Genomic DNA, 26,831 nt, shown 5'->3' on the forward strand with positions numbered 1-26,831 from the left:
AAAATAACATTTAAAAACCACTTAACCATTGGCTAAAAAAGCAAAAAAAGAAACCCCGTTAATGAAACAGTATAATGCTATTAAAGCAAAGTATCCTGATGCGTTATTACTGTTTAGGGTGGGCGATTTTTATGAAACTTTTGGTGAAGATGCTGTAAAAACTGCGGGTATCTTAGGTATTATTTTAACCAAGCGTGGTGCCGGTAGCGAAAGTGAAACCGAATTAGCAGGGTTTCCGCACCATTCTTTAAACACCTACTTGCCTAAGTTGGTTAAGGCTGGAGAGCGTGTAGCTATTTGCGATCAGTTAGAAGATCCAAAACTTACCAAGAAAATTGTAAAACGAGGTGTTACAGAGTTAGTAACTCCTGGAGTTGCCTTAAATGATGAGGTGTTGGTTTCAAAATCTAACAACTTTTTGTGTTCGGTACATTTTGATAAAAAGTATATTGGCATTTCGTTTTTAGATGTATCTACTGGCGAGTTTTTAACCTCGCAAGGTAATGCAGAGTATATAGATAAGTTACTTCAAAATTTTAACCCTAGTGAAGTATTAGTTTCTAAACAAAAGCGCAGTGTGTTTAGTGAAACTTTTGGTGATGATTTTCATACCTTTTACCTAGAGGATTGGGTGTTTCAAACCGATTATGCTTATGAAACACTTACAAAACATTTTGAAACTAAAACCCTTAAAGGTTTTGGTATAGAAGATTTATATGAAGGTATTATAGCATCAGGTTCTATACTTCATTATTTAGGTGAAACACAACATCATAAACTGCAACATATTACATCTATTTCTAGAATTGCAGAAGATGATTATGTGTGGATGGATAAATTCACCATCAGAAATTTAGAGCTTTATAATTCTACCAATAATAATGCGGTAACCTTACTTCAGGTAATAGATAAAACTATTTCAGCTATGGGTGGGCGCATGCTAAAACGTTGGTTGGCGCTTCCTTTAAAAAGGTTAGATAAAATAAAGCAACGTCATGAAGTGGTTAGTTTTTTAACCAACAACAACGAGGTGCTTCAAAAAATACAGCATCATATAAAGCATATTGGCGATTTAGAACGGTTAATATCAAAAATTGCCACAGGTAAGGTAAACCCGCGCGAGGTTATTCAACTTAAAAATTCGTTAGAAGCCATTGTACCTATAAAATCTTTGGCATCAAATTGTGATAATGAATCGCTAAGAATTATTGGCGATAATCTTCAGAATTGTGATGTGCTTCGTGAAAAAATTAAAGAAACTCTAAATGAAGATGCTCCAGTAAATGTATTAAAAGGAAATACTATTGCAACGGGTTTTTCATCAGAATTAGATGAATTACGTAGTTTATCAAAATCTGGTAAAGATTATTTAGATGATATGCTTAAGCGCGAAAGTGAGCGTACAGGCATTCCATCTTTAAAAATTGCATCAAATAACGTGTTTGGGTATTATATTGAAGTTAGAAACACACATAAAGATAAGGTGCCAGAAGCATGGATACGAAAGCAAACCTTAGTAAGTGCCGAACGTTACATTACCGAAGAGCTTAAAGAATACGAAGCCAAAATTTTAGGAGCCGAAGATAGAATACAAACCCTAGAGCAAGAATTGTTTGCCAATTTGGTGGTGTGGATGAATCAATACATAAAAGCAGTACAACAAAATGCCTTCTTAATAGGGCAACTAGATTGTTTATGTAGTTTTGCACAATTAGCAAAAGATAACAATTATAGTTATCCTGATATTGATGAATCTTTCGATTTAGATATTAAAAACGGTAGACATCCCGTAATAGAAAAACAATTACCGCTTGGTGAAGCTTATATAACCAATGATGTGTATTTAGATAGAAGCAGCCAACAAATTATTATGATTACGGGACCTAACATGTCTGGTAAATCTGCTATTTTACGGCAAACAGCTTTAATAGTGTTATTAGCTCAAATAGGAAGTTTTGTGCCTGCAGAATCTGCCAAAATAGGAATGGTTGATAAGATTTTTACTAGAGTAGGTGCTAGTGATAATATCTCTATGGGAGAATCTACCTTTATGGTTGAAATGAATGAAACAGCATCTATTTTAAATAACATATCAGACCGAAGTTTAGTATTGCTTGATGAAATAGGTAGAGGAACCAGTACCTATGATGGAATTTCAATTGCCTGGGCTATTAGTGAGTATTTACATGAACATCCTGCAAAACCAAAAACGTTATTTGCAACACATTATCATGAGCTTAACGAAATGACCGAAACTTTTGAGCGTATTAAAAACTTCAATGTTTCAGTAAAAGAGTTAAAAGACAATGTATTGTTTTTAAGAAAACTGGTAGAAGGTGGTAGTGCCCATAGTTTTGGTATTCACGTAGCAAAAATGGCGGGAATGCCACAACAAGTATTGCATAAAGCAAATAAAATATTGAAGAAATTAGAGCAATCTCATTCTAGTGAAGAGCTAACCGATAAAGTAAAATCGTTAAATGACGAAATGCAACTAAGTTTTTTCAATTTAGACGATCCGTTATTAGAAAATATAAAGGAAGAAATATTACACACTGATATTGATACACTTACCCCCGTTGAGGCGCTAATGAAACTCAATGAAATAAAACGAATGTTGGTGAAGAAAAAACAAGCTTAAAATAATTTTCATTTATTTTAAGAAAAGGCTTTGCAATTCATAGAATTATTTTAAATTTGCATCCGCAATCGAGAGGTTGTACGTTCATAAACAAAGACTGCGAAAGTAGCTCAGGGGTAGAGCATCACCTTGCCAAGGTGAGGGTCGCGGGTTCAAATCCCGTCTTTCGCTCTGATACTTTCATAAAATATACCAAACGATGTGCTGAGCATGTCGAAGCATGCTGAAGTGGTGGAATTGGTAGACACGTTGGACTTAAAATCCAATGGACATTTAGTCCGTGCGGGTTCAAGTCCCGCCTTCAGTACTCAAAGCCTTGTTAATCTTTTGATTTTCAAGGCTTTTTTTGTTTTTTACACCTTGTTTTGTACGTCATTTGTACGTAATAATATATTTAGCTTAATTACTACTAATAAAAAAACCTGCTATAAATAAAATATAACAGGTTTTCTAAATAGAAAATAACTAAAAACAAGTTTGTAAATTAGCGTATGTTAAGTATAGCCACTGTTTTTGGATAAAATCTCGACGGCTCTCTTGTACCTGTTCTGTTACTTTTTGAACCGTAGCGTATATTTTCAAAATTATCGCATAATTTAGAGGGAGCACCTTTGATTAGTTCTTTATCTAACAAATCATTTAAGGTTTTACATACTTTGTTTGCGTTTTCAAAAGCTTGTATTTGCCTTTCATTTGTAGCATAGTAATAATGCTTTTTAATTGATTGTAGTTCATCTATGTTATTAATAATAAATTTACCGTTGTTAAATTCAAGGTTTGTTAATGATGCAAATAATTTATTGTTGCTATCCCAAAAATCTTGAATAGGTTTCAAATCAATACCCAAAGCTTTTAAATTAAAATCTGTATCAGCATCAGGAAACTTAAATTTTGGTTTTACAGTATCCATCACAAATAACATTCCTTTTTCTTTAAGTTCTGTTTTTTGTTCATCAGTAAGCTTTAACTTTAAAGTGTTTTCTGTAATGGTTACAAGTTCGTTAAGCAATTCAAGTTTTTCTAAAATTGCTTTTTTTGTGTTTTCAATTGAAAATTCATCTGTTCTAATTAAAACTTTTGTCATACTACTTATATTTATTAATTAAATTTATTATTCGCTATCTCTTTTTACATTACTTAAAAATGGTGGGGGTATTGGTTCTGAAAGTCTTTCTAATACATCAGTATTATTTTTTACCCACTCAACAAAATTTCTTTTAGGTTTATCCTCGTCCTTTTCTTTTTTATCGCACGTAAAAATTATTGGCGTAATCTTTTCGCCAGTATATGCCCTAATAATATTTACCATATCATCAAGGCTTAATTTGTCATAATACTTGTTAATGACGTTTAGTATTTCTTCAATGCTTTTTAATGTTAATTCTTTACTCATCATCTTTAAAATTTAATGTTACATATCTTTCTAATTGTTCGCCTCCTGTGGTTACATCAACCGCATTTAATTTAGGTAGTACAAAAGCCGATAAGCTTATAATAATCTTTAATCGGTCTTTAGGTTCAAGGCTGTTTAAATCATCCTGTAAACGCTCTAAATTGTTTTCAATTAAGTTTTTAAAACACTCTCGGGTTTTAATAGTCATTTTGTCACTTATTCCTGCTCGGGTGGACTTTTGCCCTGCTCTTTTTGCTAACTCTCTGTTTTGAAATCCTCTCATTGTTACTTTATGTTAGTTTAACTTTGTTATGCTGTTTTCTGTTTTTCGTGGAAACGTTTGTATTCATACCAAAACTGTTCCCCTTTATAATAAGCTTCCTCATCATCTATTTGATTAAATATTGAATTTGACATATCTGTACAAAAATCATTGACATTTGGTGTATATGGTTTCACCTCATCTTTATTTACCAGGTGTAACCTTTTTATTTCTTTTTCTCCCACTTGTTTTTTTAGCCAATTCAATTCCTGCTTACCTATCTGTTTATTTGGTTTTATTTCGGGCACAATTTCAAGTTCAAAACGAACACTTAATAAATGTGTCCAAAATTTAACCCTTACAACTCTGTCTTTCAGTTGTTTACATTCTTTTTTTGATAGTTTAGATGCACCCTCTTTATAAAGAACTCTATTAAAGAGGGTGCAGCTTAACTTGTTTTTTTGTCTTGGTTTTCGGCTATAACCAGTAATTAAATAATTAAGTCTGCCTAATAACAAGCGTTCAAGTTTGTTGGTTGTTTCATGTTTCCCAATGAACTCACACACCAACCAACTCAATCTTTTATTTGTGTATGAAGTATGCAGAAGTTCTGCCAACTTATAAAGATTCCTATTTTGATTAATTTGCTTTTTTGCTTCATTGTAAGCGTTAAGAAATTCTATTTTAGTTTTAAAAGGCTTTAATTCTGTTAGAGCAAAATCACAACTCTTAATTTCTATATCTTGAACAGGCGCATTTAAGTATTTTACTAAAAACCTGCCTGTATGACGAACACTAAAACAAATATTACTGTTCCTTCTTATATGGTTTAATATTCGTGTTAATTCTTGTTTAGTTATTGACCTGTTATTAAGATATTTAAGAGTGCTTATGGTTGTTTTTAGGCGTTCTATAAACATATTGTATGTGTATGCCTTATTACAATCAAAATCAGCTGTTATATAGTCGTATTTGGATTTATAGAATTTAAAACCGTTTGCTTCTCCAATAGCATTTGGTTTATTCAAAACATATCTTTTTATTAACGGTTTTGTAAATTCACTTTGATTTGTAGGTAGTGCACTTACTCTTGCATAAGGCAAATGTTTAGATGAATACGCAAAGAAGGGCTTTATAACAGGTCTGTTTAATTCTTTATATCCAAAACTTATATCGTTATCAATTTTTAAATTAAAAGGCTTAATTCCTTTGTCTATGAATAAAACAGCATCATGTAAACGACCTGCACCAACCATATTATTTTCTCTTACAAAATCATTAATAGCAGCTTCTTCAAATTCGGTCATGTGGTATAAGAATATCGTATTACTATCATGTGTTAATTTTGTTATTTGGTTTGCAACACGTTTACTATAACCACAACTAATTAAAAAATCTATAATTTCAATTTTGCTTAGATACTTTCCACTATTAAGTTTTTTGTTAAACAATATTTTTGCATCACTTCTTTTAATACCATGCCAACGCATAAGATTATTGTAAACCTCATCTTTTAAATTGCAGTTAAATAAATAATCTAAAAAAGTAGGAAATGCGCTCTTTATATCACACTCAACCACTTTAAAAGGCGTTAATGGTCTAAGTTGGCGTGGGCATTTGGTAAGTGGGTTATAATCCCTATATCCTTTATAAGTGCTTTTAAAATGTGTTTTAGGTAGTTCTAATTCACAAACCACTAAATATAAAATATAGTAATGCCATTGTTCAACCAATTTGAAACCATTAACCTTTGATTTATCATTATACTTTTTTTCCAAATATGCCTTATCATATCTGTATAAATCAATAGGTAGTTTCTCGCCCGTTTCCTTGTAATAGTTTAAATAATCAATATATTGATGGTGTCCAAAATGCTCTGAATTAAAAAACCATGCAGTTTGAATTATAAGCCAACATTCATTAAACAAACTTGCATCATGCAAAGGAAACCATGCACCGCAAACTTCATGTATAGCAGTATAAGGTGATAGGTTATTAGCATCTAAAAAACCTTTAACAGCTTCTAACGTATAGTAACTATCTTTTATATGGTAATTTTCAGGAAAAACCTCGCTAAAAAAATATGCAAGAGCAACCTTTGTTAACTCTTTTATGTGTATGCCTTTAGTTCCGTACTTATCGCCTTGAATGTTATTAAGTGTTTTGTTAAAATTTTCCTTAATATCTGGCGTTATAAGATTCTGTATAGTGTATTTTAAATTACACGTATTACTGTAATCAAACCTTATAGAATTTGAAATGTAAAGGCGTTTATTCGCCTTATACATAGGAAACTAAATTAGTTTTTTAGGTTTAATTTTAGTAAATTTGCATACACCGCTAAAGCCTTTTGAAATTACTGTATTCATAGGGCTTTTTTTTATTTTTGAAGTTCAACAATAGCGTTTTCGACCTCATCAAGCTTGTATAATACACGCCCTCCAATTTGATATTTTTTCAAAATACCTTTAACAGTCATATTGTGAACCGTTGCAAGGTTTACAGAAAGCATTTTACCAACTTCTTTACGTGTCAAATATTTGACTGGCGTTTGTTCTTGCGGTTGCTGTTTAAGTTCTTTTAACTGGTTTTGTAGTAGTTCCAGCTTTTCGTTAATAGGTTTGATAAAACTTTTTAGTTCATCAGGTGTTAAGAGTGTTAATTTGTTTTGAAACATAATGAAAAAATTAAATTATACATTATGAACATCACCGAAAAACATTGCTCTTATAAACACCTTTAAAATGACCAGCAAACAATATTAACCGTATAAAAGTTTTCGTTATTGAAACATTTAACATTTTTTTAACACTTTTAACGTATACTTTTAATACTTTTGTGGTGTTATTATGGCTTAAACTCCTACATAAAAGCCAAAAAAATTTAAAGGCATCTAAAAGAACATTGTTTTTTTTGTGGTGTCCTTTTTTATGTCAATGTCAAATATAAAGAGCTTTATGGATCAAGTCCAAAATCTGGGTTTTTACCATTTTAAGAATATAATTTAATCAAGCGATATAAGAAGTATTCCGTATTCCTGACTCCCCTAAATTGAGATCTAAAAGCCTTTACTTTGGCATTAAAGGATTCAGCTGAAGCATTAGTACTTCTGTTTATAAAATAGTTGAGTACAGAGCGGTAATTTAAAGTAATACTATTGGCTACCGTTTGGAAGCTCTTAAATCCAGACTCCTCTACATCTTTGTACCAGTGGGCTAGTTTGGTGTAAGCTACTTTAATATCTATGGCTTGGTTAAAAATATTCCTCAAGCCTTGAACAAGTCCATAAGCTTTCTTTAATTCTGGGTATTCATTAAACAATATCTGTCCCCTCTCTTTCTGATTTGGAGTCCATTTATCTGGGGATTTATACAGTAGATATCTACTCCTGGCCAGGAGTTGTTTTGAGCTATCACCATTAGAAAAAGTTACAGGTTTAAATTCTTTGTCGGCAGCTCTAGATAGCTTTATCTGTTCATTTTCTTGATCCAAAGCTTCCCATCGGTATTTGATACGAAGATCTTGGAGCGCCTCTATTGCCAGCTTCTGTACATGGAACCTGTCTGTTACTTGGATGGCTTTCGGGAAACATTTAGTGGAGATTGTTTTCATAGAGTTAGCCATGTCTAAGGTAATCTCTTTCACTTTAGCACGCTTCTTTGCTGGGATCTTCAAGAGTTGTTCGATAATAGGCTCCACTTTAGTTCCGTGGAATATCCCAACTAAAGCCCCTTTCTTTCCTTTGGCCTTCTTATTGGTAATGATGGTATAGAGCTCTCCCTTGGACAGCGCTGTCTCATCAATGGATAAATAAGAACCTAAGTTTTCAGGGAAAACAAGCCACTGTTTAGCATGACTCTTATGCTCCCATTGCTTAAAATCACTTAAGTGATCCTTATAATGTCTTTGAAGCCTTTTTCCGGACATACCATACTGGTGCCCAAGTTGTTGGCTGCTCAGAGCAGTATTATCAGTCGATTTCTTTTAAAAAAGCAGCAAACTCTTTTGATATTCGAGTTCCCTGTGCAATAAATTCATCCCATTCACGACTTACTTTAATCCTCTTTTTATCAAGTAGAACGTCCCAACGCCTTCGTTTAAGATTTAATGATAGTAGATTGTCTCGAACGGGATAATCCTCGATTATTCGAGGCTCCATGAAGCCACTGGCTTTATACTTGCAATCCTTGTACTTAGATGGTATTTGTTTTTTCTCCTCCAAATATATCGTTAGACGGTTCTCATATAAAACATGCTTTATAGGCTTCTTATCGAATCCAACAATATCAAAATACTCTAATATTCCTTCTGGTAATATTAAACTTAACAAGGATAACTCAGTGTCTTTATTCATCAATATAATTTAAAGTACAAAGAAAATTATTTTTCTCTTTAGACCCAACTTTTGAGATTGATCCAAAAAAAAATAGGGATTAAGACTAATAGTTGTGTTCTGTGTTAATTAGTGTTAGCCGAATAAGCGTGCTGTGTTTTTTGTAGCTTTAAATAGACTTATAAAAGCTTAGATTTAGACTCAAAATTTATATAATAATTAAGAACAGGCCTAATAAATAAATTATACCATTTTAGTTTAACGGTAGCTATTAATGCCTTTTTCTATAGATGTAACATACTTTTACTATAGGGTATATACGCTATACTTATAAAGTTGATCTGTCCTAAAATAGCTATACAGGTTAATAAATAAATCCTGATATAATTATACAACTCTTTTTCTTAATAAAAATGGAAGTCGAATAATTTTAAAGTTTTGCACCTATGCTTCCAATCTGTATGTTTTATGATTATTTTCTTTAAGATTGCTTTAATTCGGTCTGGATATAATTTGGTAATCTCTTGAGGTCTTTTTCATATTGTGCAAATAACAAAAAAAAGAGGCTGCCTGAAATGGCAGCCTCTTTAGGCTTTATGGTTAATTAGTTTCCTATAGCCCATTAACTTTTTCTTTAGCAGCATCTGCAGCTTTATCTACTGCGTCACCTGCAGCTTCTTTTGCGTTATCCACAGCTTCACCTGCAGCGTCAGCAGCATCTTCAGCTGCTTCCTTAACAGTTTCTGTAGCATCTTCAACAGCATCACCTGCTGCATCAACCGCATCTTCAGCTGCATCTTTAGCAGATTCTGCAGCGTCTTTAGCAGCATCACCTGCCTCTTCTACTGCGTTTTCAACAGCATTAGCAGCGTCTTCGGCTTTTTTTGTGTCTCTACAAGAAGTGAAAGATAAACTTAATGCTAATAAAATAGCAGTACTAAAAATTAGTTTTTTCATGATAATTGTTTTAGTGTTAATTTAAAAAGTTTTAAAAAACTGATTACTAAAGTAATAGATTTTAGTTTAGATTAAAATTAAAATGTTAAAAATTTTAACATTCTCCTTGAAATCTAAGTTATATACGTAAGAAATCTAAAATTTGGATGACGGCCCCCTTATTTTCTTTAATATATTCTGCGTTTTTAGACCCACTTTTTAAACGAAAGTCACTTTCTTTAACTAATCTGTTTAAAATAAGATTAAATTCTTTTTGGTTTTTTATAGAAAACATACCACCCTTATTAATCATAGCTTGGGCTTCTGGAAATTTTTCATGATTATTTCCAATAATAATAGGAACTCCAAAAACAGCGGGTTCTAAGGTGTTGTGCAATCCAGTATTACCAACAGCACCACCAACATAAGCTATATCGGCGTAGTTATATATTTTTGAAAGTATGCCAATAGTATCAATTATAAAAACCTGAGCTTTAGTAAGTGATTGGTTTTCTTTGTTTGAAAACAAAACCACATTTGCATTTAGTTTTTCTTTTAAACTGTTTATTTGGTTTGATTTAATATTATGGGGTGCAATAATAAATTTTATATTTTTATGCGTATTGGCATTTATAAATTCTATGAATAAATTTTCTCCTTCGGGCCATGTGCTTCCTGCTACTATACATAGTTTATTGTCTTTAAATTCTTCAACAAAACTTAAAGTATTGTCTTGTTTAAGTTGGCTGTAAACTCTATCAAAACGTGTGTCTCCAGAAATAGTTACGTTATTGTAATTAATAGATTTTAGTAATTTTTTAGAATGATTGTTTTGAACAAAAATGTGTTCAAATGCAAATAAGGCTTTTCTTAAATAGTTGCCATAAAACTTAAAATAAGATTGATTTTCTCTAAAATTTGCAGAAATTAAAATAGCTTTTAAATTTCTAGTTTTTAATTCATTTAAAAAGTTGGGCCAAATATCGTACTTTACAAATATGGTAAGCTCTGGGTTTAAAATGTTTAAAAACTGTTTTGCGTTCTTTTTAAAATCTAAAGGAAGGTAAACTACTACATCTGCAATAGGAGTATTTTTTCTAATTTCATATCCAGACGGAGAAAAAAAACTTAATATAATTTTATGGTGTTTATAATGTTTTCTTAACTCTTTAAAAACAGGTAGGCCTTGTTCATATTCACCTAAAGAAGCACAATGAAACCACAGGGTTTTATCGCCACTACTTAAATTATTTTTTAAAATATTAAATGTTTGGGCACGCCCTTGTACACCAAGTTTAATTTTATGGTTAAAAAGCGCTAAGCATTTTAGTGTAAAATGCGTTAAATTAATACCAATGTTATAAAGAAAACTCAATATTGTTTGTTTGTTGCTAAAATACATTTCTTTGAATAAATTCATTGGTTTAGCTAGGTGATTTTTTGTAATTTCGTAGTGTATTAACTCAAAAAATATGAGTTGTAATCTTTTCAAATGAAGAAAATTCAAATGGTTGACCTAAAAGGTCAATATAGTGGTATAAAAGACGTTGTAAATCCTTCTATTCAAGAAGTAATTGAAACTACATCATTTATTAACGGACCCAAAGTTCATGAATTTCAAAAGAATTTAGAAAATTATCTTGGTGTAAAGCACGTAATACCATGTGCTAATGGTACAGATGCATTACAAATAGCCATGATGGGCTTAGGTTTAAAACCAGGCGATGAGGTAATAACTGCCGATTTTACATTTGCTGCAACGGTTGAGGTGATAGCACTGCTTAAGTTAACTCCGGTTTTAGTAGATGTAAATGAAGATGATTTTAACATTAATATTGAAGCTGTAAAAAAAGCTATAACTCCCAAAACAAAAGCCATTGTACCGGTACATTTATTTGGTCAGTGTGCAAACATGGAAGCTGTTATGGAGTTGGCTAAAGCGCATAATTTATTTGTAATTGAAGATACTGCACAGGCCATAGGAGCTAATTACACTTATGCAAATGGTGAAAAAGTAAAGGTTGGTACTATTGGAGATGTTGGAGCCACGTCATTTTTCCCTTCTAAAAATTTAGGATGTTATGGTGATGGAGGCGCCATTTTTACAAATAACGATGCCCTGGCACACACCATTAGAGGTATTGTAAACCACGGTATGTATGAACGCTATCACCACGATGTTGTTGGTGTTAACTCAAGGTTAGATAGTATACAAGCAGCTGTTTTAGATGCTAAATTACCGCTTTTAGATAGTTATAACCAAAGCAGAAGAGCGGCCGCAAATAAATATGATAAAGCTTTTGAGAATATTGAAAATATTGAAACACCGTATAGATACGGAGCAGAAGATAATCATGTGTTTCATCAATATACTTTAAAAGTAAAAGGGGTTGATAGAGATGCTTTGGCTAAACATTTAAACGAAAAAGGCATACCTTGTGGCGTGTATTACCCAATTCCGTTACATAAACAAAAGGCTTATGCAGATGATAGGTATAATGAAAACGACTTTAAAGTAACCAATACGTTGGTAAAACAAGTTATTTCGTTACCCATGCATACGGAATTAGATGATGAACAAATAGAATATATTACTTCAACTGTTATAAAATTTGTAAATGGATAAAATATTAGTTACAGGGGGTTTAGGCTTTATAGGGTCACATACCGTAGTAGAGTTGCAAGAAGCTGGTTACGATGTTGTTATTATTGATGACTTATCAAATTCATCAGAGAAAGTACTAGATGGTATTACAGCTATTACTGGTAAAACACCAGTTTTTGAAAAAATAGACTTAAAAGAAAAATCATTAGTTGAAGCTTTTTTTAAAAAACATAATGATATAAAAGGCGTTATTCATTTTGCGGCTAGTAAAGCAGTAGGAGAGAGTGTTCAGGAACCCTTATTGTATTATGAAAATAACATAAGTACGTTAGTTTATTTATTAAAAGAGTTAAAGCAATTACCCGAAGCTAGTTTTATTTTTAGTTCATCTTGTACTGTTTACGGACAAGCCGATGAATTACCAATTACAGAAAATGCTCCTGTTAAACAAGCAGAATCTCCATATGGAAACACAAAGCAAATAGGAGAAGAAATTATAAGAGATACCTGTAAAGTAGTACCAACTTTAAAAGCTATTGCATTACGTTATTTCAATCCAGTTGGCGCACATGCTTCTACAGAAATTGGAGAACTACCTATTGGCGTACCGCAAAATTTAGTGCCATTTATTACGCAAACTGCTATTGGTTTAAGAGAGCAACTATCGGTTTTTGGTGATGATTACCCAACACCAGACGGAACATGTATAAGAGATTATATTCATGTGGTAGATTTAGCAAAAGCACATGTTGTGGCTTTAGAACGATTGCTTAAAAATAAGAATAAAGACAATTATGAAACTTTTAATTTAGGAACTGGTAAAGGAAGTTCTGTATTAGAAGTAGTAGAAGCTTTTGAGCGTGTTTCTGGTAAAAAACTTAATTATAAAATAGTAGGAAGAAGAGAAGGTGATATCATTTCTGCCTATGCAGATACTACTAAAGCTAATAATGAATTAGGTTGGAAAACAGAATTAACTTTAGATGATGCTATGCTTTCTGCTTGGAAATGGGAACAGAAAGTTAGAAGTAAATAATAAAATAATTTAAATTTTATTAAAAGCTGATTAAATTTCTTTAATCAGCTTTTTTTGTTTTCTTAAAAAAAGTAAAAAATACCAGTATTATCATGCCCGTGCTAACAAATACATCGGCAACATTAAAAATACCAGTTCTAAAAACGCCGCCTAAATCAATATGCCAAAAATCGGTAACACTTCCATACACAAACCGGTCGTAAACATTAGCAATGCCGCCACCAATAATACTAGCAAAAGCAAAAAGCGACCAATTACCTAAACTTTTATCCTTAAAAACATATCTAAGCACAAAACCTAACACTACAACAGGAAGAATAAGTAGTAAAATAATTCTAAGCGTTTCATTTAAATCACTTCCCATACCTAAAAAGGCACCTGTGTTTTCTACGTTATGTAGCGTAAAGTATTTACCAATAATTTCTGATGAAGTTCCAGGTGTTACATTAGCTCTAATCCAAACCTTAGAAATTTGATCAATAGCAATACTAGCAATAATAGTTATGATAATAAATGCTGAACGACGTGATAGTTTCATTATAAGTTACCTTCAAAAGTTGCAGAAGCTGTCTCAGAAGCTCTGTTAATTTTTTTAACTAGCCCTTGTAACACTTTGCCTGGACCTACTTCAGTAAACAACGTAGCACCATCGCTAATCATTTGTTGTACAGACTGTGTCCAGCGTACAGGAGCTGTTAATTGCGATATTAAATTGGTTTTAATAGCATTTTCATCTGTAACGGCATTAGCTGTTACATTTTGATAAATAGGACAGTTTGGTTTGCTAAAGGTTGTATTTTCAATAGCAGCAGCTAATTCTTCGCGTGCGGGTTCCATTAATGGCGAATGAAATGCACCACCAACAGGTAATACTAGAGCTCTTCTAGCACCTTCTTCTTTTAAGGTTTCGCAAGCTTTATTAACCGCCTCTACTTCGCCAGAAATTACTAATTGACCTGGACAATTGTAGTTGGCAGCAACCACAACACCATCAGTAATAGCGCAAACCTTTTCAACTACATCATCATCTAATCCTAAAACCGCAGCCATAGTACTGGGTTGTAATTCGCAAGCTTTTTGCATAGCCATAGCACGTTGCGAAACTAGTTTTAAACCATCTTCAAAATTTAAAGTGCCGTTAGCAACTAAGGCAGAAAATTCACCAAGCGAGTGTCCTGCAACCATATCTGGTTTAAAGCTATCGCCTAAAGTTTTGGCTAAAATTACTGAGTGTAAAAATATAGCAGGTTGTGTTACATTGGTTTGCTTTAAATCTTCAGCAGAACCTTCAAACATAATGTCTGTTATGGCAAAACCTAAAATATCATTAGCTTGTTCAAATAACTCTTGTGCTGTAGCAGAGTTTTCATAAAGGTCTAAGCCCATTCCAGAAAATTGTGCGCCTTGACCAGGAAATATATATGCATTCATTGTAATTCGTTTTTTGGTGTGGCAAAAATACCTAAATTTTTAGTTACTTACTAGATTAATAATTTTTTTGCTATCACCATTATAAGTAATTTCTAAACTTGCGGTTTCACCAAGTGTATTAGTTAGATGCTTTATTTTTATGAAGAAACTACTGTTTGCATCAATTAAAGTAAAATTTACATTAGAATCTACTTTAAAGGCATGCGCATCTTTTCCAATCAATTTAATTGAAGTTATAAAACTACCAGTATTACCACCTTTGTTTTTTATTTTAATTGAAGTTGAGCCCCCCTTAGCAATCTTAACTTTTTTAGGACCTGTTAAATGAGACGCTATTAATTTAGTACCGCTAGGTTTATCTTCATTGTAAACTTCCATATTTAGTTGTCTGCCACCACCTCTTTTAGGAGAACCTGCAGCAATATAAATACCTTTTCCAGAACGGATGGCTTGGGTACCATGTCTGGGATAATGCATAGTTGCTTTTTTAGACCATTTTCCTGTTATAGGGTTGTAAGCTTCAACAATGTTATAAGCGGGTCCTTTTTGCGTGCCTTCGCCACCCATTACTAGTAATTCATTATTAAAAACAGCAATTCCTGGAGCAGCTCGGGGAGTTGGTATGTTTTCTTTTAAAACAGACCATGTTTTGGTGTTAAAATCATAAACATCTACTACGTTTACTAAAGGGGCAAACACACCGCCTTCACCACCAGAATGTCTGCCAGCAACAGCATAAAGCTTATTGTTAATAACAGCAGCACTAAAGTGGTCTCTGGCTTGTGATGCGTTTTCTAAAACTGTCCATGTGTTGGTTTTTGGGTTGTATTCATCAAACCAGTTTACATAACCTCCATCGTGGCCAATAGTATTACCTCCAATTAAATAAAACTTATTATTATAAACCACAAGACCTGCACCGCCACGTCTTCTGTTTTTAGGAATTTCGGGACCTTTTATCCAGCTATCAGTTGGTGGGAAATACAACCATACGTTTTCTTCAGGAATTTCTCTGGGAAAGGTATTGGTTTTAAAAGCGCCAATTATCCAAACAAAACCTTTGTAAAACGTAGCTTGAAAATGGTTAAATTCTTTTGGAGCTAAGTTTTTAGCTTGTGTCCAAGTATTGGTTTTAAAATCGTAGATATCAAGTTTTTGAGCCGATTCTCTACCACCAAACATAATAAACTTATCACCAGCTTGCACAAAAGAACATTCATGACGTGCGGTATAGTTTTCGTCTTCGTTTTTATCAATCCACCAGTCTTTAATTTGAGCGTTTAAAATACAAGAAAAGAAGATAAAACAAAGGCAGAAATATTTCATAACACTATTTTCTTACATACGTTAAAAAAGAAAATTCATGCTCATGTTTTGCATCTTTAGTATGGAAAATGTTACTGGTTTCTTCCCAAATATTGGGGTCTATTTCTGGGAAAAAGGCATCGGCTTCAAAAGACTCATGCACTCTAGTAAGTTCAATTTTATCGGCAATACCTATAGCTTGTTTGTAAATTTGGCCACCACCAATAATAAAAGGTTGAGGGTCTGCCTTAGAGGCTTCAATAGCTGCCTCTAAGCTATTAACTACAATAACCCCTTCGGGGGCTTTATAATTTGGTTGTCTGGTAATTACAACATGTGTTCTGTTAGGCAATGGCTTAGGGAAACTTTCAAACGTTTTTCTACCCATAATAATATGGTGTCCGTTTGTTAGTGTTTTAAAACGTTTTAGGTCATCACTTAAATGCCAAATAAGTTTATTGTCTTTGCCAATAGCGTCATTTTCGGCAGCAGCAACAATAATGGTAATTTCAGAAGTCTTATTTTTAATAGCTAGTTCTTCATTATAAACCTCGGTTTCGGCAATAATAGGCGCTTCTTTTTTTAATTCATTTTTTAGTTTTTCAATTCTAATTTTTTGTTGTGCTACTAATTTTTCTAATTGTTTTTGTTCCCAAGCTTTTCCTAAAAATTTATTGGTTACAAACACATTAAAAGTATGGTATAACAAAAAGAAAAGCCAAATAAAAATGGCAAACACAAACCAGTCTATTTGAAAAAATTGCACACCTTTACCAATACCCAAAACGGTGTTGGCAATAATTAAAAAAATAGCACCTAATAAAAACAGTACAAAGTGCATATATAAACGCTTTTTTTGCTTTATACGTTTTTGTGCATTTTCAATTAATTCTAACTGATCTTTATCTATTTGAGGTATATTTTTCTTTTTTCCAAACATGCATTTATATTAAGTTTTGTAAAGTTAAAGATTTTTAACGGATGTTTATATATCACGATTTTTAAGTAGCAATTTCCCGAAAACGATTTAGCTTAAAACCCTCTGATAATCAGTAAAAAAGCCTATTTTAAAGGTTGTTAAAATCATATTTTTTTATTTGTTTTTTTTCTATTCATTAAAATATTGTTAATATATATTACCAAATTGATAATTCTTGGTGTTTTGTACATGTAGATACAAACATGTAGGAATTTGTTTTATAAATTTGTGTCATAAAACAACACACAAAAAATTAAATTTATGGCTATTAAAAAACAATTCTTAAAAAGTAAGCCAGTATGTAAGGTTACTTTTTCTATTGAAGCGGAAGATGCAAAAAAAGTTTCTGTTATAGGAAGCTTTAACGATTGGAATGCTAAAAAGGCACCTCTTAAAAAATTAAAAAACGGCACCTTTAAAGGTACGGTTGATTTAGATGTAGATAACTCTTATGAGTTTAAATATTTAGTAGATGGCGAGTATGTAAACGACTCAGAAGCAGATTCTTATGTTTGGAATGACTTTGCAGGATCAGAAAACAGTGTTGTAACAGTATAAGTAAACATATATAAAAAACTAAAGCGCTTTCATGTTTTGAGAGCGCTTTTTTTATGCCTTATTTTTAGTAAAAAATTAATTGGGGCGTTCCCCAGTAGGGTCGGGCTTTCGGCAGTCGCTCCCTCCTTAGGTCGGGGAGCTTCAACAAATGCCTCAATCCCTAACGCCTTAAAAGTATTATCCAAATTATGACACGTATTGACTGCTTTTGACATCTATTGACATGTTTTGACATCTATTGACATCAATTGACTACTATTGACACCAATTGACTACTATTGACCTATTTTTAGCAAATTTTAGGGGTTTTGCTCGAGTTTTGTTCGAGGATTGTTCGTCTCAGCTAGGGGTTTATTTTTTTAAAATCGATTTTTGAGGGAGAAAGATGGGAGAAAACTACTCCCTAGTCATTGCGAACCTTTCGACGGGGCTCAAGACAAGCTGTAGTGAAGCAATCTCTAAGTCATTTAGGCTATGTATTAATGAGACTGCTTCGTCGTACCTCCTCGCAGTGACGGAAAGGTATTCGTCATTACAAGCGCAGTGAAGCAATCTCTCGGCTAATGAATGAAGAGACTGCTTCGTCGTGCCTCCTCGTAATATCGGTATGGGTTTATTTCCTTATTCACATGTCGTTATTGCTAGTATCTCCACAATTTAAAAGTTTTATAAAAATTTATTACCTTAATGCATCAAAAAAAATAAGGTTATGAAAGTAGATTTAAAACAACAATTACTAAAACACCGAAACAAACACCTTACCGAAGCCCATATTTTAAACCAAGTGCAAGCTATTTTAAACCAAGATGCACAACACGAAGCCAAAATAAACAAAGCCCTAGCAAACGGAACTACAGGAAATAATAACCAGTTTAATGTAGATTTGTTAGAAACCGACCGGATATTTCATATCAGCCATATTCAATTTATTTGTATTACCTACCGTTTACGGTTTTTAAATAGTAATTTGTTTAAAGCCAACATTCCGCAAGAAGCTATAAACCAAATAAAACAATTAGAAAAAGCACATAAAACCACACTTTCTGGTTTTAAAATAATGGCCCCTAGTAAACTATTTAAACTAGAAAATTATGACGACCCATTACTGTTTGCGCCCATAGGTAACGGTTATTATTACCTGATACACAAATGGGGGAATGATTTAAGCGTATGGCGCAAATGGCTCATGTACCCCTTTAGAAACCTTGATACCATTATTGTTAGTGCTGTAGTAGCAGCTATTTTAATAGCGCTTAGTTTTCCAGAAAGCTACTACCACCCTAAATACAAAACCACTCAGTTTATATTTTTATGCTTTTTTATGTTTAAAACTATAGGCTTTTGCCTCATCTTTTTTGGTGTAAGCAAAGGCAAAAACTTTAACTCAGCTATTTGGAATAGCGGGTTTAGGGAGGGGTAGGTTAGTCTGGATTAGATTTATTTTTAATATTTGGAGGTAAGTATTGAGTTGGTTTAGCCAGAAGTAAGATTACTATTATAGTTGAAGAATAATAGTATAACTTTAATTAATATGTGTTTTAATTAAGTCACGTGCAAAGTCAATAAATAGTTTATAAGCCTTCGTAAATGAATATTTATCATCAGAATGTTTTATTGCTATGTTTCTTTTTACCATAGTCGAACCAACTAATCTTTTGATGCTTTCTCCATCATTTAATTGTTTGTTCGCTTTTACTACATCTGTCCAAGTACTGTTTTTTATGTATTCTACTATCTCGTCAATATGGAAGTCTGAAAAGCCTAGTTCATCCATAAAGTTTTTCCCATCCTTGTCTAATTCGTAGCATAGAATCGAGAAGAAGATGCTGATATCTCGAGAAGTGTTCTCGTTTGTTTCATCTGAAATCAGATAATAAAACTCTTGCGTGTTTTTAAGTTCAAATCCAAATGATTTGTCAAAAAACTCAACATAGAAATTTTGATTTTCCTTTAGAATATCAAAATATGGCTCATCAATTGTGATAAATCTGCCATCCATTAAAGATGTCACTATTTGCTTATGTTTATTCGGATACATTCTCTTTTTTGCTGATTTTTAGTTTGGGCATAATAAATTCTCCTTGTTTTGTTTTCAAAGAAATATTCTCCCCTTCCTTATCTTGTTCAATATCGTATTCTTCTTCAAATATTAGACTTGTTACCATAAAGTAGTCGTCAATATTAAAATCTTTCTTTTCATTTTCAATTGCGTTTTTACACCAAGAGAAGAAGTCAGTTATAGGAAGCTTTGAGTTTAGTTGAGATTTGTACTCATTTTTATTGAATATCCATTGCTCAATATCGTTGGCTTCTTCTTCAACAAAAACATCTTCTTCATTTTTAAATTGCTCAAAATACTCTTTTGTGTTTTCGTAGATATACGGATTGTATAGATTATCTCTGGAAGTACTGAATATTTTTGGCGGCTTTATTCCTTTGTAACAATTCATATTTGTCAGATACAAATGAAACCCAAGTAAATATTCACTTTCTGTTCTAATTCTGTCCAATAATGGCAAAAGTTCGTTGCTTAAGATTGTCGATTGTTGACTGATGTCCTTAACGACTTGTCGTAAAAGATTGTAGAGTTTTTCAAATTGTCTTCTGATACTTTCGTCTGAATAATCAAATCGTTTGTTGTTAGAAAATTGAGAAATTGCAAGTAATTCGTTATAAATCGATTGCGAGTGATTGATATCCAAAATTGTATTCAAGGGAATAATATAGTAATCAATTAAATATCTGGCAGTTTGTACTTTTTCTTGATATTCAATTTTTCGAGTATTGGCTTTTAACTCTCTTGATTCATTTAGAAGGCTAATTGTATTGTTAGTTACGGCAGTTCTGAACTTTTTGATTTCATTGGATAACGCTTCAATTCTGTCCAACAAAATGTTTTTGTCTTGATTGATACCTTCTTTAATATTCAAAAACAAGGTTCTTATAGATTGACCAAATTTTTCAATTTCTTCAGGAAGCAAAGGTTTAAATTGTTGCAGAACAAACTCAAATAGAACAAAATAGGGTTCGTTAATCACAAAGTCATCATTCTGTTCAACGAGTATTTTGTGCTCAAAAAGTTGGGATTCTATATCGCTTCCAAATTCATCAAGTGTTTCAGCCACTTGGCTTTTCAAGATGATTTCATTCTTAACTTGAATGTCGAAGAGTTGTCGTAGCAAGTCAAAATGAGTTGCCAAAAATTGTACTATGCTCTTTGGTTCTGATTTAAACATTGATGAGCGTTTCTTGTTCTAAAAATCTATTAGTTCGGGCGACTTGTTCCCTAATTTTTACGACTGTTGAATCATTTGATGTCTTAACAGCCTTACTCATTTTTGCTTTGTTTCCTTTTAAAGATGCCGAATGCTTTTTAAAGAGTTCACTGTAATTATTTGGCAAATACAATTCTGCATTTCCAAACACTTCTTTGATTCTTAAATATTCGTCAAGTCCATTAAAGTCATAGTCAACAAAAACCAAAACTTCCTTTGCTTTAATCATTGAAATAGATTCTTTGCCTATTCGTCCGTATCTGTGTATAAATAGAAATTCGTTGCCCAATAATTTTTCCGCATTCAAAAAGGTTTCCAAATTCTCGACAAAACATATTTTATCAGCTATGACGGAAATAGGAATTACAGAGAACAATCCAAAATCACGAGTTTGCTTTTCTAAATCAATTATCTGCTCATTGATTTGATAAGTAGAAAATCCCCTAAACAAAAATATTGGACTGCTATCAACCTTTGTCGCCTTTGAATTTCTGTATTTTTTGATGTTTCCTGATTTGCTTTTAGAAACGTCTTGCTCCGGAAATGTTGAGTTGAAAAATTTTTCAAATTCGATCTCCTTGGAAACATCAATTTTAAATCCTCTCCCAAATTTTGAAGATTTAAGAATTTCGGCTTGTAACAAATTTTGAAACATATTGGATTGCAAAACACTTTTCGGAATGGCCGATTTTGCAACACTTTTGTTTTGAAGCAATAATTGATATGTTTTGAAATCTACTTCTTTCATCACGCTTCAACGGGTTTTCTGAAGATAACATTTCCATTTTTCTCACTCACCACTATTTTTCCTTGGCTTCTCCTCACCAAATAGTATTTGTCAAAACCGTCATAAGGATGCAATGGTGCGGCTGAAATCGGTATGAAGTTATGTTCTTTACAGAAGTTCAAAATTTCAATTCTATTTGCCTCGTCAATGGTTCCGATTTCATCCACAAATATCACAATCTTGTTTTCATCATCTTTCACAACGATTTGATTGATGATTGACATAATCAGAACCAAACGTATCATTTTGTCTGTACCGTCCGATTCGATTTGGTTTTTTAGGTCCACGACTTTATGTTGCCCTTTTTTATGCAGATGAAGTTTAATATCAAACAAATCATTGAATGAAATTGTGGTTTGACTATCCAAATATTTGTTGAGCGTATTTAGGTTTTCAGATTGGTCTTCAAAAATCAGTTCAGATGTTAAATCCCTGATTTGGATGATTTTGTTTAAATCCTTGATGAGTTTTTCATTCTCAATGATTTCTATTTTCAACGTATCGATATCCGAAATTTTTATCTTCCGAATTTTTGAATTGAACTGATTGGTTATATAAGAGTTGAACTCTTCAAATCTTGAATATAGCGTGCGACAAGGATTTGCAAATTGGGTGGAAATATTTTTTAACAAGCCATCAATAGCTTTTTGTTTATCGTCTAATGTGACCAATTCCAAATCAACGTGTTTTATAAAATCGGTTTCACTAGCAAAAGAAGTTTCTGTTTTGGATTTTAGCTTTTCAAAGAGACTATCTTTTTTATATTTGATGTCTTTTCTTTCCTCAAAGTTTCGTTTAAGATTTTTATAGATATTATCTAAAGAATCGGTGGTCTGATATTCTTTGGGTATTATACCGAGTTGCTCAAGTTCAACTTTCCAATCTTGAATTTCTTTTATTCTATTCTCTTTATTTATAATCTCTTTATCCGCTTGCCTTATCGCTTCTTCTAACTTTCTTATTTCTTCTTCGAGCAGTTTTATTTCTTTAGTTGATTGCTCTTTTTGTTTGAGTAAATTTTCAAATTCCAACTTTATGGATTCAAGTTCCTTCTCAAAGTTTGGAAGCTGTTTTAGCTTTTCAATTTTATCGGTTACACCCTTGATTTTCTTCTTTATTTCTTCTAAATCCTTTTGATGTTTCTCTAAATCCTTGGCTATAGGAAGTAGTTTTTCATTAAGGCTTTTTTCCTTTTCAAATTCCTTAATTTGTTGCTTTAAATCTTCAATGGATTCTATTGGCTTTCCTTTCAAACCATTCGGCAGCTTTATAACACCATCAAAGAGTTTCATCAAGTTTTCCGTTTTTGAAATTTTATCGGAAATGTGGTCGGACGATAGACTTGAAATATCAGTAGACAAAATTCTATTTAAAAGTTCCTTGTTGTCTTGATTATCTGAAATTTGATGAATCAATTGACTAGAATAGCTTTCTACTTGATATGTGATTTTTTGAATTTGAGTTTTGGCTTTCTCAATTTTGCTCTCAATGTCTTTACTGCTTAAATTTTGGTTCTCGATTTGGGTTAGTTGACTTTCTATATCCTTTCTTTCTTTATCCAAGTTTTGAAAGGATTGCTCCAAAAACTGTAAACTCTCAAACGACTTGATTTCTTTTACCAATTTATCTTTTTGGTCAATATCCTTCTGCTTTTGTTTCAATTGGGTTTCAATTTTACCCAATTCTTGGTTTAGTCGGTCTTTTTTCGGGTTGAGCGTTTCATTTAAATGGGTTCTATCTTTGTCTCTTTTAATTTTCATTTTTGAAACAGAAGTTGCCAATTCTGAATAAAGTGATGAATATTGATGGTCAAAAGCAAATATCAACTCTGAAAGTATCGTACTTTTTCCTGCATACTGATTTACCAATTCTTTGAAGTCATTAAAGCTACGTTGGATACTTTTGATAACTTTTATATCCCGATTGTGCTTTAATAAGGTTTGTATGTCCTTTTGGTTTTTCTTTGAAAATGAAACGCTTTCGTTTTCCTTATTATCTGCAATTATCAATGACTCTTTTAGCGAGTTGTTGTTTATAAGCTTTGAATTTATCAGGTACTTATAGATTTTGGAAAAATTGTTGCTAATTCCTCGTCCGTCTTGGTTTATATTTTGGTTTAACCAAACTACCGCATTGTTTCGTTTGCCTTTCTGATAGATAAAGTTGAAAACTTCTCTACGGTTTGGAAATTTGTTGTGCTCAATTCCATTAGTGGCAAATTCGGAAAGTAATGAGTCAAACTTTTTTAGTTTTTGGCCGTTTGCAGTGTCGGTAAAATAGAGTTTTTCTTTATATTCACTATCAATTTTATAATAGTCGAGATTACCTTCGGCATTTCTTTTGACCAAAATAGAGTAGTAGCGATTTTTGAAAATCTCAAAGACAATATAACTTGAATTTATAGAAGGAAAATAATGGTTGAATGTGGTTTTGTCTCCTGTTCGATTTCCGCTAAAAGTCATTTCTCTTCCATCAATTATAAATAGAAAGTTTAGAGCGTAAATCAATGTGCTTTTTCCGATGTTGTTTGGTCCTACAATTTGAAGAGAATTACAATTGTCAAGTTCTATATCTGCTTTTGAGTATATATCAGAATTCAGTATTATGAGTCTTTTTAACATTGGATTTTTAAAATAGTTCTCAGTGATAAATGGAAAATTATATTATTTTACAACCATTTGCATTTTTAAGGGTTGTTAATATTTTAACATCAATGATGTATAACCAATTTTATACCCTAAATCAAGCGAATTTATATAGTTTTTCCGACAAAATCAAGAAGAAGCACTATTTTAAACCCTCAAACCTAAACCGCCACAACCCCTTTAATATGCGGATGTGGGTTGTAGTCTACTAAGGTGAAATCTTCAAATTTAAAATCGAAAATATCTTTAATTTCTGGGTTTAAAATCATTTTTGGTAGTGGTCTTGGGTCGCGCGAGAGTTGTAACTCTAACTGTTCAAAGTGGTTGCTGTAAATATGCGCATCGCCAAAGGTGTGTATAAATTCTCCAGCTTCGTAACCACATACCTGTGCCATCATCATGGTGAATAGGGCATAAGAAGCAATATTAAAGGGGACACCTAAAAAGATATCGGCACTACGTTGGTATAGCTGACAAGACAGTTTACCATTAGCTACATAAAACTGGAAAAACGCATGACAAGGAGGTAAGGCGGCTTTACCGTTGGCTACATTTTCGGCAAAACTTTTGCTAGTATCTGGTAACACCGAAGGGTTCCACGCCGAAACTAACATTCTGCGGCTATTGGGGTTGTTTTTTAGGGTGTCTATCACCTCTTTTATTTGGTCTATTTCATCACTGTTCCAGTTGCGCCACTGGTGTCCGTAAACAGGACCAAGATCGCCATTGTCATCGGCCCATTCATTCCAGATTCTAACACCGTTTTCGGTTAGATAATTAATGTTGGTATCGCCTTTTAAAAACCAAAGCAACTCATAAATAATAGATTTTAAATGCAGTTTTTTGGTGGTTACCATAGGGAAACCTTCGCTTAAATCAAATCGCATTTGATACCCAAATACACTTTTTGTTCCTGTTCCTGTGCGGTCTCCTTTTTCATTGCCATTCTCTAAAACGTGCTTTACTAAGTCGTGGTATTGTTTCATTTCGATTTAATTTTTTGCGGAATTAAAAATATAAAAAAGCCTAAAAAATTATGCTTAAACACAAAGATGTTATAAGAAAGTTATTAACTAAAAACAGAGGAATTGATTAATGGGTAATGTGTTGTGTTGTTTTTTAACCAATAATCATACCTGCAATAGTAGCAGAAAGTAAAGAGGCTATGGTGCCACCAATTAAGGCTTTTAAACCAAACTCTGATAAGGTTTTACGTTGCCCTGGAGCTAATGAACCAATACCACCAATTTGAATACCTATTGAAGCAAAATTAGCAAATCCGCAAAGCATATAAGTAGCCATAATAACCGATTTTTCGTTGGCAAGATGTAGTACATTACCAATATCTTTTAGTTCTGCTAGTTGTATATAGCCTATAAATTCACTGGCAACCAGTTTAACACCTAATAATTGCCCCATAAGTGCTATGTCTTCAGAGGCAACACCTATAAGCCACATTAAAGGCGCAAATAAATAGCCTAATAAAAACTCTAACGAAAAGCTTTCATAAACGGTATTGCTTGCTATCCAAGAGTTCAGCGTTGTTACTTCGCCAACCCAACCTAAAATACCATTAAACATGGCTATAAATGCTAAAAATACTAATAACATGGCACCTACATTTACGGCTAGTTTTAAACCTTCGGTAGTTCCGTTGGCAATGGCATCAAGTATGTTAGAGCCAATATTATCTTGGGTTACTTTTATTTCAGAATCTATTGTTTCGGTTTGCGGATAAAGCATTTTAGAAATTACTACAGCGCCTGGGGCAGCCATTACAGATGCTGCTAGTAAATGTTTTGCGTAAAAAATTTCCATAACAGGGTCTCCGGCTCCAAGAAACTTAATATAAGCAGCAAGTACGCCACCAGCTACGGTTGCCATACCTCCAATCATTACTAAAAGAATCTCAGAACGATTCATTTTTTCTAAATAGGCTTTTATCATTAATGGCGATTCGGTTTGTCCTAAAAAGATATTACCAGCAACACTTAAGCTTTCTGCACCAGATATTTGTAATAGTTTGGTTAATAACCAAGCAAGTCCTTTAACTATTTTTTGAATGATTCCTAAGTAAAATAATACCGACGTTAAGGCAGAAAAGAATATTATGGTTGGTAGAATGGTTACCGCAAAATTAACCAATGCATTTTCAAGTTGATTAGTGACGAATGAGTTAAAAAGAAACTCGGTTCCAGCCATTGTAAAGTTTAAAATGCTTACAAAAATGCCACCTACCCACTCAAATATAGCTTGAATAAAAGGTACTTTTAACACACCTATGGCTAAAAATAATTGTGCTGCTAGCCCCAACCCAACGGTTCTCCAGTTTATAGATTTTCTGCTTTTACTAAGTAAAAACGAGATAATGAGTAAGACTAACATTCCTAGAACACCACGCCATAAGCTATTAAAAGAAAATCCTTTACTTGGATTTATTGGGGGGTTTGTTACTTGAGCGTCTGTTGTTGTCTCAACAGAGTGGTCTGTTAAGGTAGTATTAGATGTAGTGTCAACGTTAATTTTCTGAGCATCAATAGTAGTTTCTTGGGGCGGCGTTTTTTCTGTTTCTTGAGCAAATATTGGAGTTGTAAAAACTAATGAGATAGCTAAAAAAATCAGAAAAAGTTGATGCTTCATAATGG

At 32.7% G+C, this 26,831-nt stretch carries 24 protein-coding genes and 2 tRNA genes; 7 read left to right on the plus strand and 19 right to left on the minus strand.

From position 1 onward, the window contains the following. The first annotated feature begins 28 nt into the window (after positions 1-28). From mutS to BWZ22_RS08650, 3 genes are all read left to right on the plus strand, one after another. Positions 29-2,641 (plus strand): DNA mismatch repair protein MutS, encoded by a 2,613-nt coding sequence (gene mutS, locus BWZ22_RS08640; protein ID WP_076699363.1) that lies wholly within the window; start codon positions 29-31, stop codon positions 2,639-2,641. 99 nt (positions 2,642-2,740) lie between these two features. Then, positions 2,741-2,812 (plus strand) — tRNA-Gly (locus tag BWZ22_RS08645). Positions 2,813-2,863: 51 nt separating this feature from the next. Beyond that, positions 2,864-2,948, plus strand: a tRNA-Leu gene (locus tag BWZ22_RS08650). A gap of 177 nt (positions 2,949-3,125) precedes the next feature. On the opposite strand, the gene BWZ22_RS08655 is transcribed toward BWZ22_RS08650, so the two are convergent. The 9 genes from BWZ22_RS08655 to BWZ22_RS08695 form a co-directional block, all read right to left on the minus strand. Next, positions 3,126-3,725, minus strand: a complete 600-nt coding sequence (locus tag BWZ22_RS08655) for a hypothetical protein (protein ID WP_076699365.1) — start codon at positions 3,723-3,725, stop codon at positions 3,126-3,128. Between the two features lie 27 nt (positions 3,726-3,752). Continuing rightward, on the minus strand, positions 3,753-4,034 hold the full coding sequence (locus BWZ22_RS08660; RefSeq protein ID WP_076699366.1) for a hypothetical protein: 282 nt from the start codon (positions 4,032-4,034) through the stop codon (positions 3,753-3,755). Further along, positions 4,027-4,317: a hypothetical protein gene (locus BWZ22_RS08665; RefSeq protein WP_076699368.1), complete on the minus strand. Its 291-nt coding sequence runs from the start codon at positions 4,315-4,317 to the stop codon at positions 4,027-4,029. Before BWZ22_RS08665 ends, BWZ22_RS08660 begins: the two co-directional genes overlap by 8 nt. 26 nt (positions 4,318-4,343) lie before the next feature. After that, entirely contained in the window at positions 4,344-6,584 is a 2,241-nt protein-coding gene (locus tag BWZ22_RS08670; RefSeq protein ID WP_076699369.1) for a hypothetical protein, read from the minus strand. Between the two features lie 92 nt (positions 6,585-6,676). Beyond that, complete coding sequence (locus BWZ22_RS08675; protein WP_076699371.1) at positions 6,677-6,973, minus strand: helix-turn-helix domain-containing protein; 297 nt, start codon at positions 6,971-6,973, stop codon at positions 6,677-6,679. 314 nt (positions 6,974-7,287) lie between these two features. After that, a complete protein-coding gene (locus tag BWZ22_RS08680) occupies positions 7,288-8,223 on the minus strand; it encodes a transposase (protein WP_076697213.1) in 936 nt (311 codons plus the stop codon). Positions 8,224-8,266: 43 nt separating this feature from the next. Further along, on the minus strand, positions 8,267-8,650 hold the full coding sequence (locus BWZ22_RS08685) for a hypothetical protein (protein WP_076697215.1): 384 nt from the start codon (positions 8,648-8,650) through the stop codon (positions 8,267-8,269). Positions 8,651-9,241: 591 nt separating this feature from the next. Continuing rightward, positions 9,242-9,586, minus strand: coding sequence for a hypothetical protein (locus BWZ22_RS08690; RefSeq protein ID WP_076699372.1), 345 nt, complete (start codon positions 9,584-9,586; stop codon positions 9,242-9,244). A gap of 118 nt (positions 9,587-9,704) precedes the next feature. Continuing rightward, positions 9,705-10,985: a 3-deoxy-D-manno-octulosonic acid transferase gene (locus tag BWZ22_RS08695; RefSeq protein WP_232225130.1), complete on the minus strand. Its 1,281-nt coding sequence runs from the start codon at positions 10,983-10,985 to the stop codon at positions 9,705-9,707. 72 nt (positions 10,986-11,057) lie between these two features. Here BWZ22_RS08695 and BWZ22_RS08700 point away from each other — a divergent pair, with 72 nt between their 5' ends. Together BWZ22_RS08700 and galE are read left to right on the plus strand one after the other, a co-directional pair. Then, complete coding sequence (locus BWZ22_RS08700; protein WP_076699374.1) at positions 11,058-12,191, plus strand: DegT/DnrJ/EryC1/StrS aminotransferase family protein; 1,134 nt, start codon at positions 11,058-11,060, stop codon at positions 12,189-12,191. Beyond that, a complete protein-coding gene (gene galE / locus BWZ22_RS08705; RefSeq protein ID WP_076699375.1) occupies positions 12,184-13,206 on the plus strand; it encodes a UDP-glucose 4-epimerase GalE in 1,023 nt (340 codons plus the stop codon). Before BWZ22_RS08700 ends, galE begins: the two co-directional genes overlap by 8 nt. Positions 13,207-13,246: 40 nt before the next feature. On the opposite strand, the gene lspA is transcribed toward galE, so the two are convergent. The 4 genes from lspA to BWZ22_RS08725 are packed head-to-tail and all read right to left on the minus strand — an operon-like array spanning position 13,247 to position 16,882. Next, positions 13,247-13,744: a signal peptidase II gene (gene lspA / locus BWZ22_RS08710; RefSeq protein WP_076699377.1), complete on the minus strand. Its 498-nt coding sequence runs from the start codon at positions 13,742-13,744 to the stop codon at positions 13,247-13,249. Continuing rightward, positions 13,744-14,637 carry an ACP S-malonyltransferase gene (gene fabD / locus BWZ22_RS08715; protein WP_076699378.1) on the minus strand — a complete coding sequence of 298 codons (894 nt, stop codon included), beginning with the start codon at positions 14,635-14,637 and terminating at the stop codon, positions 13,744-13,746. Before fabD ends, lspA begins: the two co-directional genes overlap by 1 nt. 39 nt (positions 14,638-14,676) lie before the next feature. After that, positions 14,677-15,963, minus strand: coding sequence for a kelch repeat-containing protein (locus BWZ22_RS08720; protein ID WP_076699380.1), 1,287 nt, complete (start codon positions 15,961-15,963; stop codon positions 14,677-14,679). 4 nt (positions 15,964-15,967) lie between these two features. Further along, a complete protein-coding gene (locus BWZ22_RS08725) occupies positions 15,968-16,882 on the minus strand; it encodes a dihydrofolate reductase (RefSeq protein WP_076699381.1) in 915 nt (304 codons plus the stop codon). A gap of 300 nt (positions 16,883-17,182) precedes the next feature. Here BWZ22_RS08725 and BWZ22_RS08730 point away from each other — a divergent pair, with 300 nt between their 5' ends. Continuing rightward, positions 17,183-17,479: an isoamylase early set domain-containing protein gene (locus BWZ22_RS08730; protein ID WP_076699383.1), complete on the plus strand. Its 297-nt coding sequence runs from the start codon at positions 17,183-17,185 to the stop codon at positions 17,477-17,479. Between the two features lie 709 nt (positions 17,480-18,188). Then, on the plus strand, positions 18,189-18,899 hold the full coding sequence (locus tag BWZ22_RS08740) for a hypothetical protein (protein ID WP_076699386.1): 711 nt from the start codon (positions 18,189-18,191) through the stop codon (positions 18,897-18,899). Between the two features lie 102 nt (positions 18,900-19,001). Here BWZ22_RS08740 and BWZ22_RS08745 read toward each other — a convergent pair whose 3' ends face one another. The 6 genes from BWZ22_RS08745 to BWZ22_RS08770 all read right to left on the minus strand — a co-directional run bounded on the left by BWZ22_RS08745 (position 19,002) and on the right by BWZ22_RS08770 (position 26,826). After that, positions 19,002-19,478, minus strand: a complete 477-nt coding sequence (locus tag BWZ22_RS08745; protein ID WP_157607939.1) for a hypothetical protein — start codon at positions 19,476-19,478, stop codon at positions 19,002-19,004. Positions 19,479-19,503: 25 nt separating this feature from the next. Then, positions 19,504-20,715 carry a hypothetical protein gene (locus BWZ22_RS08750; protein WP_076699389.1) on the minus strand — a complete coding sequence of 404 codons (1,212 nt, stop codon included), beginning with the start codon at positions 20,713-20,715 and terminating at the stop codon, positions 19,504-19,506. After that, positions 20,708-21,502, minus strand: coding sequence for a hypothetical protein (locus BWZ22_RS08755; RefSeq protein WP_076699390.1), 795 nt, complete (start codon positions 21,500-21,502; stop codon positions 20,708-20,710). The genes BWZ22_RS08750 and BWZ22_RS08755 overlap by 8 nt, the downstream gene beginning before the upstream one ends. Beyond that, complete coding sequence (locus BWZ22_RS08760) at positions 21,502-24,162, minus strand: ATP-binding protein (RefSeq protein ID WP_076699392.1); 2,661 nt, start codon at positions 24,160-24,162, stop codon at positions 21,502-21,504. Before BWZ22_RS08760 ends, BWZ22_RS08755 begins: the two co-directional genes overlap by 1 nt. 185 nt (positions 24,163-24,347) lie before the next feature. Beyond that, a complete protein-coding gene (locus BWZ22_RS08765; protein ID WP_076699393.1) occupies positions 24,348-25,172 on the minus strand; it encodes a thymidylate synthase in 825 nt (274 codons plus the stop codon). A 133-nt stretch (positions 25,173-25,305) separates the two neighbouring features. Next, complete coding sequence (locus tag BWZ22_RS08770) at positions 25,306-26,826, minus strand: NupC/NupG family nucleoside CNT transporter (RefSeq protein WP_076699395.1); 1,521 nt, start codon at positions 26,824-26,826, stop codon at positions 25,306-25,308. Positions 26,827-26,831: the final 5 nt, after the last annotated feature.

The organism is Seonamhaeicola sp. S2-3 (assembly GCF_001971785.1).
Lineage (GTDB): Bacteria > Bacteroidota > Bacteroidia > Flavobacteriales > Flavobacteriaceae > Seonamhaeicola.